Origin of the sequence: Rhodococcus sp. YH1 (genome assembly GCF_009939605.1) — a bacterium.
GTDB lineage: Bacteria > Actinomycetota > Actinomycetes > Mycobacteriales > Mycobacteriaceae > Rhodococcus > Rhodococcus aetherivorans.
The window spans coordinates 1-14,309 of the sequence record NZ_WVTE01000048.1 but is presented as its reverse complement, the minus strand read 5'-3'; the positions used below and the strand labels follow the sequence as shown (position 1 = coordinate 14,309).

Below are 14,309 nucleotides of genomic sequence, written 5' to 3'. Positions count from 1 at the left end.
TGCCGCGACCGTCGTCGCATTGCTTTGGCCGATGCGACCTCGGACCATGCGTCGTAGTAGGCCTTGCGCAATCCGCTCCGGTCTCTCCGAGTCCGACAGTGCGCGCTCCTAGGATCGAGATATTGTCAAGACCTGTGGATGGGCGAGTTTCAGGCGACCTCCAGGGTGGTTGGTGGGTCGATCGGTCGTTCTGTGAGTTTCCCGGGCAGCAGTTCGTCGAACTGCTGGTGGATGTCGAACAGGCTGCCGTGCAGCAGCAGTACTTGCGTGCCGCTCGAGTCGTGTATCTCGTAGTGCATCCGCAGCTCGCCTGGAGGTGTATGGCCGATCAGTCGTGTTTCGCCTCGTAGCGCAGCAGGACCGTGCCACCCGGGAAGGTGCGGTTCTCCAACAGTCGCAGCGAAATCCATGACGGCAGTGTCGGAAAGAACGGGATGCCGCCGCCCACGGCGATGGGCGCGACCACGATCCGGTATTCGTCCACCAGTCCGGCCTGCACGATCGGTGCGGCCAGCGTCGCGCCCGCCACCTCCAGTGGCCCGTCGGTTTCGGCTTTCAGCCTCGTCACCACCTCGACCGGGTCGCCGCGTTCCAGGCGGGAGTTCCAGTCGACGGACTCCAGGGTGTGCGAGAACACGACCTTGGGCATGTCGCGCCAGATGCGGGCGAAGTCGACGATCAGAGGGGTGGCGTCCGGGGCCTTGTCGGCAGTCGGCCAGTACGCGGACATCAGTTCGTAGAGCCGCCGCCCGTAGAACGACAGGGCGGTCTCCCGCTCGAAGTCGTTCCAGTACTGGTGCAGTTCTTCGCTCGGATCGGTCCAGTCGATGTTTCCTTGTGCATCGGCGATGTACCCGTCCACCGACACGTTGAAGCCATAGATGAGTTTGCCCATGCAGATCAGACTGCCCCGGAGGGCGAAACTCATCGCGACGCCGCACAAGTTATTGCCGAATCGTTGTGGACGGACGAGCGTCAGGTGGCCCCCTCCCACTTGCAGGCCGGAAGGGCCGCCTCCGGTTCATGGCCGACCGATGCCGGAGTGGGCACCGGCGGCAGCGCCGGCTGACCGGAATCGACGAGATCGGGCTCTCGTTCGGTGTCAGAGGATTGGGGCGACCGGCTGTCGGAGTATGGTGCGCAGTCGGTCGGGCGCGGTCCTGCGGAAGTCGGTGAGATAGATCTCGTGATGCTTGCCGGTCAGGCGCAATTCGTTGTCCGGGACGAACTCTTCGTGAAGTTGCGCGAGTACGGCAGCTTCGTCGCCGAAGGGGCCGACGGGCAGTGTCTGCACGCATCGGCCTTCGTGAAGCGTCTCGAGGCGGACGTCGTCGAGGCCCTGCGGCCGATTCTCGGCTCCGGCGCGTTCGACGGCCGCGGCAAACATCGCGTGGTCGATCCAGTCCGGCGTCATTATCATCATGGTCCAGTCCCATCGTGATTTGTCCCGCGCCGCGGTAAACGAATCCATGTCGTCCGCCCACCACAATCCCTCGAGTGGCGGAACAACGTAGTCCTGGTCCAGATCGCGCTTGCTGGCAAACTTCAGCTTGTACGCCACGGGGTACAGAGCGCGGACTGCCCGGTCGAAGTCGGGAGAGGTATTGGGGTCGCCATGACCATCGATCATGAGGTATTGCATCGTCGGTACGTCGACCAGGCGGAACTTGCCCCGTCGTGCCTGATAGGCGTCGAGGGTCCTCTTGAAATCAGTCTTGTCCGTCATTGGGTACCTGGACTCGCGCTGCGAGCCACGTCCTTCCGCCTCGAGGAGGCTGAGTGAGTACGAGGACACCTCCCGCGCGGGCGGCGGACGATGCGGATCCGATCTCTCGACCGCGTGCAGCGCGGCGATTCGCGCGTCGATCTGGGCTGGTCGAGCGGTCTGAGAGTTGCGGCGTCAGGTGGAGAGAGTCAAGGGGGCGTGCTGCAACTGTTCCGGCGTGATGACGGTCAGGAGAATCTGCGTCGGTAGATCATGACCGCTGCGGTGTATGAGGCGACCAGGATGCCGGCGCACCAGGCGAGGGCCACCCACAGGTCACCGGCCACTGGCTGGCCTGTGAGCAGGTCACGGACCGCGTTCACGATCGACGTCACGGGCTGGTTGTCGGCGAATGCCCGCACCGGGCCCGGCATCGACTCGGTGGGCACGAAGGCGGAGCTGACGAACGGCAGGAAGATGAGCGGGTAGGCAAATGCCCCCGCGCCGTCGACGGTGCTCGCCGACAGGCCGGCGATGACCGCGAGCCAGGTCAGCGCCAGCGTGAACAGGGTGAGGATTGCGGCGACCGTGAGCCATTCGAGGATGTTTGCCCCGGAACGGAACCCCATGAGGACGGCGAACCCGACGACGATGGCCAGTGCGGTCAGGTTGGCGACCAGTGAGGTCAGGACGTGTGACCACAACACCGAGGACCGGGAGATCGGCATCGACTGGAATCGTTCCACGATGCCGCCCTGCAGGTCGTTGAACAGTCGCACCGAGGTGTACGCGACACCCGAGGCGACGGTGATGAGCAGGATGCCGGGCAGCAGGTAGCTCACGTACGCGGCTGTGCCCGTTCCGGCGCCGGTGTCGATGGCGCCGCCGAGGACGAAGACGAACAGCAACATGATGGCCACCGGCGTGACCGCGGTCGTGATGATGGTGTCGGGGCTGCGGGTGATGTGGCGCAGGGATCGTCCGGTGAGGGCCGCGGTGTCGGCGACGACATGGGTGGTCATTTCGGTTCCTTTCCATTTGTGGCACTGGGTTTTTCGGTGTCGGCGCCGCCACCGACGATGCTGAGGAAGACTTCCTCGAGGGTGGGCTGCTTCTCGACGTATTCCACCTTCGAGGGGGGAAGCAGGCGCTCGAGTTCGGGGAGGGTGCCGTCGACGATGATCCGGCCCTCGTGCAGGATCGCGATCCGGTCGGCGAGCTGCTCGGCCTCCTCCAGGTACTGCGTGCTCAGGAGGACGGTCGTGCCGCGTGCGGTGAGGTCCCGAACGACTTGCCACACCTCCGTGCGCGCTTGCGGATCGAGCCCGGTGGTGGGTTCGTCGAGGAACACGATCGGCGGGTTGCCGATGAGGCTCATCGCGATGTCGAGGCGCCGGCGCATGCCTCCCGAGTACGTCGACACCCTTCGGTCCCCGGCTGCTGTCAGCGAGAAGCGCTCGAGCAGCTGGTCGGCCACCACCTGCGGATCGGGTAGATGGCGCAGTTTGGCGATCAGCACGAGGTTTTCCCGGCCGCTGAGGACCTCGTCCACGGCGGCGAACTGCCCGGTGAGGCTGATCGATTCGCGTACATTGGCGGCGTCCTCGACAACGTCGAAGCCGGCGACGGCGGCTTGCCCGGCGTCCGATTTCAGCAGCGTCGCGAGGATCTTCACGAGCGTGGTCTTGCCGGCGCCGTTCGAGCCGAGCAACGCGAAGATGGTGCCTGCCTCGACCTCGAAGTCGACGCCGCGCAACACCTGCAACTGCTCGTACGACTTCTCGACGCCTTGGACGCTGATGGCGGTGGTCATCGCTGCTCCTTGCGTTCGGCGTCCTCGATCGCCTTGGTGAATCGAGCACGCTCCTTGTCGATCCACTGCGCGCCGGTGTAGGCCTGCGCGAACGTCTCGGCGAACTCGACGGGGTCTTCGCCGACGATCTCCCGGAGCGGAGTTCCGTCGGCCGCGGCGCGCTCCCACAAGTCGGCAGAGTCGCAGAGCATCGTCACGAGGGTGCCGCCGTCGGTGATGCCACCGTAGTAGGTGAGGTACCGCTGGAAGGCCTTCGCGGTGCTCGAGTAGGGTTCCGGCAGCTTCTCGATCCGGGCCTTGTACCGCTTGAACTGTTTCTTCTGCTCGAGTGATCCGGTGAGGAATTCGATCCATTTGGCGGCCATGATCACTTCTCTCCTTCGTGCAGCTGTTCGATACGTTCTGCGAGGAAGCTCCAGTTCTTCCAGAATTCGCTGAGTTGGTCCCGTCCCCGCGCGTTGAGGGTGTACACCTTGCGCGGCGGGCCCTTCTCGGATGGAACCTTTTCCACGTCGACGAGGTCACGCTGCTCGACCCGGACGAGTAGGGCGTAGACGGTGCCCTCCGCGATGTCCGTGAAGCCCTGCTCGCGTAGCTGTGCGGTGATCTCGTACCCGTAGGCGGGCCGTGTCGCGAGGATCGCGAGCACAATGCCCTCGAGGACTCCCTTGAGCATCTCGGTCGCCTGCTTGCCCATCGCTCTCTCCCGGTACCTGGTGTCGCTGACTACCGGTACAAAGTAACACTGAGTACCGGTAGGTGGCAACACTTAGTAGTGGGAGATGTTTCGACCCTGCCGGACACGCGGAACGTGCCACTGGGGACGACGTGGAGGGGTAGTGAGCTGTTGCGGCTCAGGAAGTTCGATCCGAAACGCCTCGTTCGTTGCGGTCAGGGCCCTGGGTATGATGGCACACTGGCCGCATGCCGACATCACGGGCACCTGTCCGTCCGCACCGGACGCTGCCGGTGCTGGTGACAGAACCGGCGATCTGCGATGGAGAGGTTGCGCCACCTGAAGTCGGGGAGATCGGACGGTACTGGCTGCTGTTCGCAGAGACACCGCCGGACGCAGCAGACCCGAGCATCGTCACCGTCGAGGTCGACGTCGAAGCACTCGACGACGGTGTCCCGCTACGACAACCCGCACCCTCGGCGGCATTTCCCGAAGATGAACGATGGTGGGAATGGCGACTGTTCCTACGCGGTGACGGTTGGACGGCCACTTGGTACAGCCGGCGCCCCACGGTCGGCAGGCAACGACTGACCGGCCGGCTGTTCGGGGATCTCGCCTACGCCACCACCGGCTCCGCCACGGGCAGGACGGACGGCACCCACGACATTCAGTCGCTCCTGCCTTCGCTGCCGACAGACAAGACCTTCCGCAGCGGGAGGGAAGAACGCTCCGGCGGCGGCCTCTCCCCGTCGAGCAGCACGCTCGAGGCCGATATGGGCCGCAGCACGATCCGGAGGAGCGCAAGCGGGTTGTCGTCCCCGGCGCAGCGGTTGGCACCGAGCGTGCCGCAGGCGCGGCACCGGTGGATGATCACCCATTCCCCGGCCCCGCGCACGGTCACCGAGATGGGCTCCATCCGGCCCCCACAGCCGGCAGCCCGGTCGCCGGGCACACGATCGACGTGCCTACTCGTCAGGCAGTGCGGGCAGTGGTTACGGTGCGCGGTTCCGGAGGCCTGCATCGGCACATCCAGACCGCATCCGATGCAGCGGAACGATGTTCCGTGCCGTGCGGGTGCGTCGCGATGGGACGGCTTCGGGCGCTGCACCCGATCCGTTCGATTGTTCCTGCGGGACACCGAGCGCTCCTACAGTTGCGCAAGATGCTCGAGCGGAAACGGCGGTTGCGCCAACGGTTTCACCGCGATGCGGATCAACAGCAACTGGTTGTCGTCCTCGACCACCGGACACGCGTCGAGGGCACCGCAGGCGGTACAGCGATGGATGAGCATCCACTCTCCACCCCGGAGAACCGCGATCGAGATCGGTTGCGTGCGTGCTCCGCACGTGGCGTCCGGACCGGGTCGGTGCTTTCCGGCGAGGCAGTTCGGACAGTGCGTGCGCGGTGCACCGGCAGGCGTCGCGGCAGGTACCGCCAGCCCGCACCGGATACATGTGAACGTGGAAAGGCGCGAGATGGATGTGCCACTGTGTAACACTCGGGTTCTCCTCTGTGAGATCAACTGTGCTGCAATGTGTGCCGGGCACTGTCGATCCCGCGAAGACCTCACATCGGACAGGCGATCCGATGGTGGTTGCGGATCACCGGTCCGAGCGCTTCACGAGATCGTGAAGGAGCTCGGCGGCTGTCCGGGGCATAGTTCACCACTTCCATCCGAGTTCGACCGGCTCTCCGCCGGATGCAGCAGACGGTATTCACCACGACGAGAACGCGCAATCGAATTACTTCGTGCACGCGTGGGACCTTTCCGTATCCGCCTGGCGGACAAGTCCGTGCGAGCGAGTCGAGGAACGGTGACTCGATGCCGGACGACGGCCGAGCACACGGCGCAATTCAACGGCGCCCGTGCCGGGCCAGCACGTCGCGCACCGGATCGCCGGGGCCGACGTCGTAGGTGCACTGGTCGCCGCGCGGGTCGGGCACGAACGCCCACAGCAACGCACCGGCGGCACCGGCTTCGCGGTAGCCGGTCAGCGCCGCGTCCACCCGGCGGGCACGCTCGGTGAGCGACAGGCAACTCCCGGCTTCGATGCCGAGTTCGGCCACCAGGATCGGCTTGGTCACCTGGCCGAGGCGCACCGGCAGCCACGCCGCGTCGTCGTAGTCGTGGTACTGCAGCACATCCAGGTAGGGCGACTGCGCGAGTTGCGCGTAGCCGTCCCCGGCGCTGCCGCACTGGTCCCCGCCGATCAGGCCGAGGGTGATCGGGTGCCGCGGATCGGTTTCCCGCACGATGCGCCCGACCGCGTCGGTCCACGATCGCAGCAGCTGCGCCGAATCGGCCGGGCACGAACGTCGCGGCAGGCTGCACGCCTCGTCGCCGCACACACCCGGCTCGGGTTCGCCCAGCAGGTCCCACGCGGCGAGCGCCGGGGAGACCCGCCATCGGTCCACGGCCATCCGCACCCAGTCCGCGAAGCTCACCGCGTACGGAGCCCGACGCGTGGTCCAGCCGTGCTCGTACCAGGCGCGGTCCTTGTACAACTCGTTCCCGCACGCGCCGTCCTGCGGGGACAGCACCGGCATCACGAGCTGCCCGTTACGTTCCGCCGCGGCGAACACGGCGTCGATCGCGGAGAAGTCCAGCGTCCCCGTGACTCGGTTCAGCGCGAGCGCCTGGAAGGCGTTGAACCGGGTCAGCGACGTCGGGGGCAGGGACGAGAAGTACGCATCCAGGTCCACCTGCGCGCCGCAGCCGCCGTTGACGTCCCAGTCGGAGGCGAGCTGGTACGCGTTGAGCCCGGCCGGCCACCACGGTTTTCCGTCCAGGGTCAGGCCGCGGCGGTCGACGGCGACGCGCGCCGGCGGCGGCGGCTCCGGCGCCTCGGATGGCAGTGGTGGCGCGCACGCGGTCGCCGCGATCAAGCAGGCGACGACCACGGCTGCGCGCATGCGCGAACGGTAATCCCTTGCCGACCCGACAGGAAGCCCGTCCGCTCCGTTCAGGGCACGTGAAGACCGGTCGACTTCCCGTGACAGCCGTCCGGTGGCGCGCAGAGTCCTGAATCGCGGCACTCCCCACGCACGAAGCCGAAAAGGCAGCGGGCAGGTTCGACGTCTGCGACCCCACTATGGGAAGTAGCATTAGTGCTACCCTTGGGCATGGAGAGTGTGGGGTTGAAGGAACTGCGCCAGCACGCCAGCGACTATGTCAAACGCGCCGAAGCGGGAGAGACGATGCTGATCACGGTCGCCGGCCGGCCGAGCGCGATCCTCGGCCCGGCCGGCCGGAAGACGTGGTGTTCCTTCGACGAGGTCGCCGACATCTTTCGGACCGACACCGATCCGACGTGGGAGGCAGATCGCAGCCTCATCGACGACCCGATCGCGGACCCCTGGGCGTCGCGGTGAGGACGGTACTCGATACGAGCATCCTGATCGCGAAGGATGTTCCGCCTATCGACGGTGAGGTCGCGATCAGTGCCGTGAGTCTGGCGGAACTGCACTTCGGAGTCCTGGTCGCGACCACCGCGCAGCAGCGCGCTCAGCGGTTGCAACGGCTGGTCTTCATCGAGCGCGCGTTCGAACCACTCGCCGTCGACGCGAGTGTCGCTCGAAGTTACGGACAGTTGGCCGCGGCCGTGCACGCGTACGGTCGCAAACCTCAGCCTCGAGCACTCGATCTGATGATCGCCGCCACCGCGCACGCGAACAACGCCCGACTTGTCACCCGAAACGCGGACGATCTTCGCGGTATCGAACATCTACTGGGTATCGACACCATCTGAAGTGCAACCTGCGATCGATGTAGGTGGCGATCTCCGGGACTCGGTCAGTCGGCCGGAAGCTCCGCAGGCATGTCGTCGTACCGCGGCGACGAGGGCAGGACCGAAACCGGCGTCGGTGGATTGCGGAGTTCGTGTCGACAGCGTGACCGATGCGGCAGCATGTCGATCATGTGTTCCGATGTGGCGGCGAACCTGCTCGACACCGTGCCGGGCCGCATGCTCGTCCAGGGGTATCTGCGCGCCTACCGCACTGCGGATCCCCAGCTGTCCGTCACCGAGTTCATCGAGGCCGACTCGCTCGAGGATTTCGTCGAGAACACGCTGCGGATCATCCGCGAATACGTCTACGGGAACGGCGCCAACGAGATCCTGGATCTGGATGTCGCCTCCCCCGCTGTCCGTGAGATGAGCGAGGCGATCTGCGCAGCCCTGCGCGCGCCGAGCCGCGACACGCTGGTCAGCCCGCAGGTGCATCAGGGCGCCGTCACCGAATTGAGCGTGCCGCGGGTGCGCAACCGCGCGCGGCCCGGGGCGCTGCCCGACGGCGCGTTCTGGACCGCGACGCCGCTCGACGACGGGGCGTCCGACACGTGGGGTGCCAGCGGGGAGAACCTGCGCAGCGCGAGCGACCCCGCCCGCTACACGGTGCACTTCGACCCGGAGGTCGCGCGGATCGTCCGGATCGACACCGCCGACGACTGGGCCGAGCTGATCGCCGCGCACCCGATCGAATACCGCGGCGCGCACGTCCCGGACTGGCCGTCGATCGCCGAGCGGTGGGACGCGGTGCACCTGTCGACGCTCGGCCTGCTGTGTGCCCATCCGCGGCTGTCGGAGGTGCCGTACGACCGGTACGAGGCGGGCGGCTACCGGCACAGTCAGTCCGGACCGTGGCCGGGCGTCGGGGACTGGTCGACGGTGAGCACCGCATGGCTGCGGATCCCCGAGCGGTTCGAGATCCGTCCCACCACGCCGGTCAGGTGATGAGAGGGGTCTCGACATTCTCGTCGGGTAGGTGAGCTGCGGTGGCGCAGCGCCGAGACTGCCCCTCAGGCAGTGATTTCGAACTCAACGCGGTGGGTCAGTTTCGCGGCGACCAGTCGAGGGCCGTGCAGGGCTCGTCCCCGACCACCCACGCGTCGTGCCCCGGCCCGACCGCGAACGCGTCCCCGGATCCGGCTTCGATCTCAGCGCCCGCCCGGCTTCGTACCCGCATCCGGCCGCTGAGCACGTAACCGTTGTGGTGCTGCGAGATCTTGCCCGTCACAGCACCGACGTGCGTGGACCACCGCCAGCCCGGGAGATAGACACCGTGACCGACCGTGACAGGCCCGGGCAGATCGAGCACGACCCGCACGCTTCCGCCCGCGAAAGTCATCGTTCGATCGGGCTGCCCGATCGACGCGAGGGCCAGGCCGTCCCACGGTTCGGTCATGGACGCGATGCTAGGCGGCCTCGAGCCTCAGAAGCGCCCCGTGCGGCACGACTACGAGAGGCCGAAAAGAACTCGCGGTCGCCGCGGGCGTGCCCCTACGCTCGGCGCGATGACCGAGATCCGCCCTGCCGAACCCACCGACGTCGACCGCGCGACCCGCACCCTGGCGCGCGCCTTCGCGGACTATCCCTTCACCCGCCACACCGTCGACGCCCGCGACCACCTGCGCCGCGTCGAGGAGTTGCAGCGGTTGTACCTGACCGAGATCGGTCTGCGCTGCGGGCGGGTGTGGGTGACCGACGACGCCACGGCCGTCGCGGTGTGGACCACTCCCGAATCCACCGGAATTCCAGAGGCTTTCGCACGCATCGCCGGGCGCGTCGCCGAGCTGTCCGGCGATCGGGCCGACGCGGCGACGGCCGCGGACGAGGCGCTGGCGCCGCTTCGGCCCAGCGAGCCGGCGTGGTTCCTCGCGACCGTCGCCGTCGATCCGGACCGGCAGGGCTCGGGCCTGGGCGGCGCGGTCCTCGCCCCCGGCCTCCGGGAAGCCCGCGAGGCGGGGGCACCGGCGTATCTCGAGACGTCGTCGGAGCGGAACGTCGCGTTCTACCGCAGGCTCGGGTTCGACGTCGTCGGCGCCGTGGATCTGCCCGGCGACGGGCCACGCACGTGGGCGATGATGCGCGAGTAACTTCGCGTCACGCGAATCCCGTTCGCTTCGACGCTTCCGTCGGCAACGACACCAGATGCGCCTTCTCCGGCTCGGCGGGCACGAGCGGCTGCAGCGGCAACGCGACGTCCGGGGCGGTCACCGTCGCCAGGTGCTGCAGCATCACGCCCTCACGCAGCGCCCACGGACTCACGTCGAGCACATCGACGTCCAGCGCGCGCATCGCCTCGTCGGCGACGATCGCACCGGCGGGGATCTGCCGAGCCCGGGCGGGCGAGATGCCGCGCAGCCTCGCTCGCTCACGAGTCGGCAGCTGCGTCAGCCGTCCCGCCCAGCGGTGCACGTCGCTGCGGCGCAGGATGCGACGCACGAACGGACCACGTCGCTGAGGCGCTCCGCCCGTCAGGCGGGCCAGCTGCTTGAACGTCTTGGACGTGCCCACCACCCGCCCGAACTCCCCCTCCCAGCGCAGCCGCTCCGCCGACTCGCTCAACGTGTCGCGCACGAAGTGACGCAGCTCCCTGACCTGACCCCGGCGCGGCGGATCGGAATGGAGATAGGTGCGGGTGAGCAGACCGGCGCCGAGCGGCAGCGACAGGACGAACTCCGGTTCGGCGTCGCGCCCGAACGCGATCTCCATCGACCCGCCACCGATGTCGAGCATGAGGATGCGGCCCGCGGACCATCCGTACCAGCGGTGCACCGCCATGTAGGTCAACCGCGCCTCCTGCAACCCGGACAGGTACTGCGGACGGATCCCGCATTCGGTGTGGATCTGTTCGAGAACAGCATCCCGGTTCGCCGCATCACGAATCGCCGCCGTGACGAACGGATACAGCTGTTCCACCTCGTACCGGTGTGCCGCCGCGAGCGTGCGGCTCACGGCTTGGCACACGCGTTCGATACCGGCCTCCTCCAGGCAGCCGTCGTCGCCGATCGCCTCCCCCAGCAACGTGGAGGTCTTGACGGCGTGGATCGGCAGCGGCGGAGCCCCCGGCAACGCCTGCACGATCTGCAGTTGCGCCGAGTTCGAGCCGATGTCCAGGACTCCGAGCCGCACACCTTCGAGTATTCTCCGGTCGCCGCCCGCCCACCACCGCTCGTGCTCCGGCCCGGCGATTCGAAGGCGATCGTGCTGATTACGGGCTTCACAGCACCGTCGATGAGGTCATCGACTCCGGCGTCGACGACGTGACATGGGCTCCGCGAGGGACGCCCGAGCTCAGCCCCGTCAGGGATACGGGACGAGGCAGTAAACCTGTTCCTAAGGCATCGGGGCCCTACCCGCCGAGCCCTGTGGGTCGACGCTGGCATCGATTGGGATACGACCTCGTGTCGTCCGACCGCCGAAGTTCGCTTCGCAGGTCGTTGTCCGCGCTGGTGTTTCAGTTGGACGGGGATCTTGTGATGTTCTCGGGCAGCATCCGGCTTCGATCCTGAGCCCTCCGGCGGTTCCTGGTCTCGTCGAACATGTCACTTTCTCGAGATCATGTCCGCGGACGATATCGCCTCGGCGCCCACGGCTCGGTCGCGGCGATGACGCCGAGACGCCTGGCGCGGCGTTACACTCATCATGGAGTGCCGGGAAGGCTGGTCGGCGATACACACGCTGTGTCGACCGGTCAGGAGTTCACCATGGCGACGACCGTTTCCCGCACCGCCGCTACCTCGTCGAGTGGGGCTGCACCCGCTGCTGTTCGTCGTGACGGCAAACCGCGGCAAGGCCTGTGGGCCTGGTCGATCCCCGACCTGCAGGCCGTCGTCGATCGGCTGCGCACGGACACCGACTGCGCAGAGGTGCACACACCCGGACTGCTCGAGGTGGTGCAGATCGAACCGGCGCGGCGCCGACCGGCGGACAACCTCGACTGGCGAACCTCGAGGTATCCCGCCGAGTCCGACACCCCACCGCTGGGGAAGGTGATCGTCACCGCCCCGCTGGACCGGGTGCGGACCGCGGCGCAGGCGCACGCCCGGCGCCTGTTCGGGCCCGAGGCCCGCATCGGACAGATCACGCTCGACGAATAACGACACCCGGGGGCTGTGGCGCCGCCCCGGAAACCGCAGCGCGGCCGCGACCGGGCCGCAGGAGGCCACGATGAGCATGCAGGCACCGGCACCGGGCTCCGAGACGGAGCACCGCGCCGCCGACCAGGATGCGGACGGGGCGGCCCCCGACACCGCCGATGTCACTGGCACCGATCTGTACTGTGTCCAGGACCTGCCAGATTCGGTGGCGCGTTTGGCCGGCACGATCGGCGAGTTCACCGCCGACACGGTTTCGATCCACCTCACTTTGATCATCCGCCGGCTGTCCGACTACGCCGACGGCAACGGCGGCACGTTACTCGGCGCCCTGACCGGGGTCGAGTCCCCGGTCGCAGCGGCGACGAACGCGGGCAGACGCAAGCTCGCCCACACCGCCGCAAACACCGTCGACGGCATCACGGGGTCTTTTCGCGGTGAGGGCAGGAGCGCCGGCGGCCGGAAGCTCACGTCGACGAACATCGTCGAGCAGATCGACGTCGGTGTCCCGATCGGCCTCGCCTACGACCTGTGGACCCGGTTCGCGGACTGGCCCGAGTTCATAAAGAAGTTCGAGCAGGTCCGCGACGAGAAACTGCAGTGGACCGGGAAGGTCTTCTGGTCGCGGCGGACATGGGAGTCGACGATACTCGAGCAGGTTCCGTTCGATCGGATCGTATGGCGCTCGACGGGTGGAAAGGGCTACCTCGACGGGGCGGTGAGCTTCCACAAGCTCGCCGACAACCTGACCCGGATCATCCTGGTGCTCGAGTACCACCCTCGGGGGCTGTTCGAGAAGACGGCGAACCTGTGGCGGGCCGTCGGGCGTCGAGCGCGGCTGGAACTCAGGCACTTCGCACGGCACGCGATGACCGAGGCCGTCCTGCACCCGGACGACATCACCGGCTGGCACGGCGAGATCCGCCACAGCGAGGTTGTCGAGGACGCCCGGCCCCGAGACGATACCGCTACGCGGGAGACGAGATGAACGCGCACAATACACCGAAGCCCCCCGAGTCCTCCCGGTCCGGTCGCCGGCCGACCGCGTCGTTGTCCGCGGCCGGCGCGGCCGGAATCGCCGTCCGCTGCATCGCGGAATTGACCGGCAAACCGTGCGAAGGGGCCATCTCGGTGGTCCCGAGCGACGACGGTTGGCGGATCGAGGTCGAGGTGATCGACGACCGGCGTATCCCCTCCTCGGCGGACATCCTGGCGATCTTCGAGGTGGAGCTGGCACCGGACGGGTCGATGAGGTCGTACCGCCGCACCCGCCGCTACGGACGGGGAAGCCGAGAACCCCAGACCGGCTGGGCGGTGGAGACGGACGACGCGCCGCCTCCGTGAGCACAGGGACCCGGAGGATCCGGTGGTGAACGTCGCCGTGGACCGGTGGCCGCGGCGACGGTCACCACCGGCCGTGGCGGGTCGGCCGGGGTCGAGGTCGCACCCGCTGCAGGTGCCGCCGCCACAGGGCTGCACGTCCGGCCACGAACACCACAGCCGGCGGCTCCGGAACACTCGCCTGCGCCGGGTCCTGGGTCGTGAACGCACGGTCGATCGCCTCGAGTACAGCGGCGAATGTGTCCGCATCGCCACCGCGGTCGGGGTGCAGCAGCATCGCCGCGGCCCGGCGGGCCCGGCGGTGCTCCTCGGTACGTTCGCCCACCACCGCCTCCCATCGTTCTGCCGGGAACCAGCATCGGAGCATGGCCACACCCGGGCGTCCACCCTTCACACCTCGGAGCCCAATCGAGCCCAGGGGTGTCGGGGACTTTCAGTATCGCGCACATCGCTCCCGGGGCACAGGATGCGGATCGGCGCAGAAGGGTTCCTCCGGTTGAGCGGCCCGGACCCCCGTTCAGTCCGGCCTGCACCGGTGCCTGCTACCCGGTATCGCGCTGATCCGGCCGGTCGGAGGGTTCGTCGTAGGGGTTGACGCTGCGCCGATCGGCTCCGAACTCGGCATTGAAGCAGGCATCGACATTCGAGGCGTGGTAGCCCTCCGCCCAAGCCCGGCGCAACGCCTGCCGCAGCAGGGCTTCGAACTCACCGGTGTCGAAACCAGGAGCGAGGATCTCCACATCTGGACGTCGACGGGGGCGACGCCGCGGGCGGCCGGTCATGACCTCGCTCCTTGTGGTTGCGTCCATCAGGATGGTGTACGAGCCGGATCGGATCCGATGACCGGCGTGTCGTAACCGGACGAAAGACGGTCACCGCGTGATTCTTCGAGAGA

The 14,309-nt window shown here is 67.6% G+C and carries 21 protein-coding genes; 7 read left to right on the top strand and 14 right to left on the bottom strand.

Annotated elements, in window-relative coordinates; all coding sequences use genetic code 11:
• Positions 1-149 precede the first annotated feature (149 nt).
• The 10 genes from AIIKEEIJ_RS05350 to AIIKEEIJ_RS05300 all read right to left on the bottom strand — a co-directional run bounded on the left by AIIKEEIJ_RS05350 (position 150) and on the right by AIIKEEIJ_RS05300 (position 7,107).
• On the bottom strand, positions 150-299 hold the full coding sequence (locus tag AIIKEEIJ_RS05350; protein WP_155951806.1) for a hypothetical protein: 150 nt from the start codon (positions 297-299) through the stop codon (positions 150-152).
• A 29-nt stretch (positions 300-328) separates the two neighbouring features.
• The gene (locus AIIKEEIJ_RS05345; protein ID WP_161995116.1) at positions 329-895 is read right to left on the bottom strand and encodes a dihydrofolate reductase family protein; all 567 of its coding nucleotides are present in this window, start codon (positions 893-895) and stop codon (positions 329-331) included.
• Between the two features lie 207 nt (positions 896-1,102).
• On the bottom strand, positions 1,103-1,726 hold the full coding sequence (locus tag AIIKEEIJ_RS05340) for a GyrI-like domain-containing protein (RefSeq protein ID WP_161995112.1): 624 nt from the start codon (positions 1,724-1,726) through the stop codon (positions 1,103-1,105).
• A gap of 227 nt (positions 1,727-1,953) precedes the next feature.
• Complete coding sequence (locus tag AIIKEEIJ_RS05335; protein ID WP_161995111.1) at positions 1,954-2,727, bottom strand: ABC transporter permease; 774 nt, start codon at positions 2,725-2,727, stop codon at positions 1,954-1,956.
• Entirely contained in the window at positions 2,724-3,518 is a 795-nt protein-coding gene (locus AIIKEEIJ_RS05330) for an ATP-binding cassette domain-containing protein (protein WP_161995110.1), read from the bottom strand. Before AIIKEEIJ_RS05330 ends, AIIKEEIJ_RS05335 begins: the two co-directional genes overlap by 4 nt.
• Positions 3,515-3,883 carry a DUF1048 domain-containing protein gene (locus AIIKEEIJ_RS05325; protein WP_161995109.1) on the bottom strand — a complete coding sequence of 123 codons (369 nt, stop codon included), beginning with the start codon at positions 3,881-3,883 and terminating at the stop codon, positions 3,515-3,517. Before AIIKEEIJ_RS05325 ends, AIIKEEIJ_RS05330 begins: the two co-directional genes overlap by 4 nt.
• Before the next feature lie 2 nt (positions 3,884-3,885).
• On the bottom strand, positions 3,886-4,215 hold the full coding sequence (locus AIIKEEIJ_RS05320; protein WP_161995108.1) for a helix-turn-helix transcriptional regulator: 330 nt from the start codon (positions 4,213-4,215) through the stop codon (positions 3,886-3,888).
• Between the two features lie 646 nt (positions 4,216-4,861).
• Positions 4,862-5,302, bottom strand: a complete 441-nt coding sequence (locus AIIKEEIJ_RS05310) for an RNHCP domain-containing protein (RefSeq protein ID WP_338020907.1) — start codon at positions 5,300-5,302, stop codon at positions 4,862-4,864.
• Between the two features lie 39 nt (positions 5,303-5,341).
• Positions 5,342-5,692, bottom strand: a complete 351-nt coding sequence (locus AIIKEEIJ_RS05305; RefSeq protein ID WP_161995115.1) for an RNHCP domain-containing protein — start codon at positions 5,690-5,692, stop codon at positions 5,342-5,344.
• A 356-nt stretch (positions 5,693-6,048) separates the two neighbouring features.
• Positions 6,049-7,107, bottom strand: a complete 1,059-nt coding sequence (locus AIIKEEIJ_RS05300; RefSeq protein WP_161995107.1) for a beta-mannosidase — start codon at positions 7,105-7,107, stop codon at positions 6,049-6,051.
• Positions 7,108-7,317: 210 nt separating this feature from the next.
• Between AIIKEEIJ_RS05300 and AIIKEEIJ_RS05295 the strand changes: the two genes are divergently transcribed.
• The 3 genes from AIIKEEIJ_RS05295 to AIIKEEIJ_RS05285 all read left to right on the top strand — a co-directional run bounded on the left by AIIKEEIJ_RS05295 (position 7,318) and on the right by AIIKEEIJ_RS05285 (position 8,927).
• Positions 7,318-7,566 (top strand): type II toxin-antitoxin system prevent-host-death family antitoxin, encoded by a 249-nt coding sequence (locus tag AIIKEEIJ_RS05295; RefSeq protein WP_161995106.1) that lies wholly within the window; start codon positions 7,318-7,320, stop codon positions 7,564-7,566.
• Positions 7,452-7,943, top strand: a complete 492-nt coding sequence (locus AIIKEEIJ_RS05290; protein ID WP_338020906.1) for a type II toxin-antitoxin system VapC family toxin — start codon at positions 7,452-7,454, stop codon at positions 7,941-7,943. The genes AIIKEEIJ_RS05295 and AIIKEEIJ_RS05290 overlap by 115 nt, the downstream gene beginning before the upstream one ends.
• Before the next feature lie 168 nt (positions 7,944-8,111).
• Positions 8,112-8,927 carry a hypothetical protein gene (locus tag AIIKEEIJ_RS05285; protein ID WP_238406211.1) on the top strand — a complete coding sequence of 272 codons (816 nt, stop codon included), beginning with the start codon at positions 8,112-8,114 and terminating at the stop codon, positions 8,925-8,927.
• A 97-nt stretch (positions 8,928-9,024) separates the two neighbouring features.
• On the opposite strand, the gene AIIKEEIJ_RS05280 is transcribed toward AIIKEEIJ_RS05285, so the two are convergent.
• Entirely contained in the window at positions 9,025-9,378 is a 354-nt protein-coding gene (locus AIIKEEIJ_RS05280; protein WP_161995104.1) for a cupin domain-containing protein, read from the bottom strand.
• A gap of 109 nt (positions 9,379-9,487) precedes the next feature.
• Here AIIKEEIJ_RS05280 and AIIKEEIJ_RS05275 point away from each other — a divergent pair, with 109 nt between their 5' ends.
• The gene (locus tag AIIKEEIJ_RS05275; protein WP_161995103.1) at positions 9,488-10,069 is read left to right on the top strand and encodes a GNAT family N-acetyltransferase; all 582 of its coding nucleotides are present in this window, start codon (positions 9,488-9,490) and stop codon (positions 10,067-10,069) included.
• Positions 10,070-10,076: 7 nt separating this feature from the next.
• Here the strand turns inward: AIIKEEIJ_RS05275 and AIIKEEIJ_RS05270 are convergent, their stop codons facing one another.
• A complete protein-coding gene (locus AIIKEEIJ_RS05270; protein WP_161995102.1) occupies positions 10,077-11,108 on the bottom strand; it encodes a Ppx/GppA phosphatase family protein in 1,032 nt (343 codons plus the stop codon).
• Positions 11,109-11,683: 575 nt separating this feature from the next.
• Between AIIKEEIJ_RS05270 and AIIKEEIJ_RS05265 the strand changes: the two genes are divergently transcribed.
• The 3 genes from AIIKEEIJ_RS05265 to gvpO all read left to right on the top strand — a co-directional run bounded on the left by AIIKEEIJ_RS05265 (position 11,684) and on the right by gvpO (position 13,417).
• Positions 11,684-12,076, top strand: coding sequence for a hypothetical protein (locus tag AIIKEEIJ_RS05265; protein ID WP_161995101.1), 393 nt, complete (start codon positions 11,684-11,686; stop codon positions 12,074-12,076).
• A 70-nt stretch (positions 12,077-12,146) separates the two neighbouring features.
• Positions 12,147-13,061 (top strand): SRPBCC family protein, encoded by a 915-nt coding sequence (locus AIIKEEIJ_RS05260; protein ID WP_238406210.1) that lies wholly within the window; start codon positions 12,147-12,149, stop codon positions 13,059-13,061.
• Positions 13,058-13,417, top strand: coding sequence for a gas vesicle protein GvpO (gvpO, locus tag AIIKEEIJ_RS05255; protein WP_161995100.1), 360 nt, complete (start codon positions 13,058-13,060; stop codon positions 13,415-13,417). The genes AIIKEEIJ_RS05260 and gvpO overlap by 4 nt, the downstream gene beginning before the upstream one ends.
• A 61-nt stretch (positions 13,418-13,478) precedes the next feature.
• Here gvpO and AIIKEEIJ_RS05250 read toward each other — a convergent pair whose 3' ends face one another.
• Both AIIKEEIJ_RS05250 and AIIKEEIJ_RS05245 read right to left on the bottom strand, forming a co-directional pair.
• Entirely contained in the window at positions 13,479-13,739 is a 261-nt protein-coding gene (locus AIIKEEIJ_RS05250) for a hypothetical protein (protein WP_161995099.1), read from the bottom strand.
• Between the two features lie 217 nt (positions 13,740-13,956).
• A complete protein-coding gene (locus tag AIIKEEIJ_RS05245) occupies positions 13,957-14,196 on the bottom strand; it encodes a hypothetical protein (RefSeq protein WP_161995098.1) in 240 nt (79 codons plus the stop codon).
• Positions 14,197-14,309: the final 113 nt, after the last annotated feature.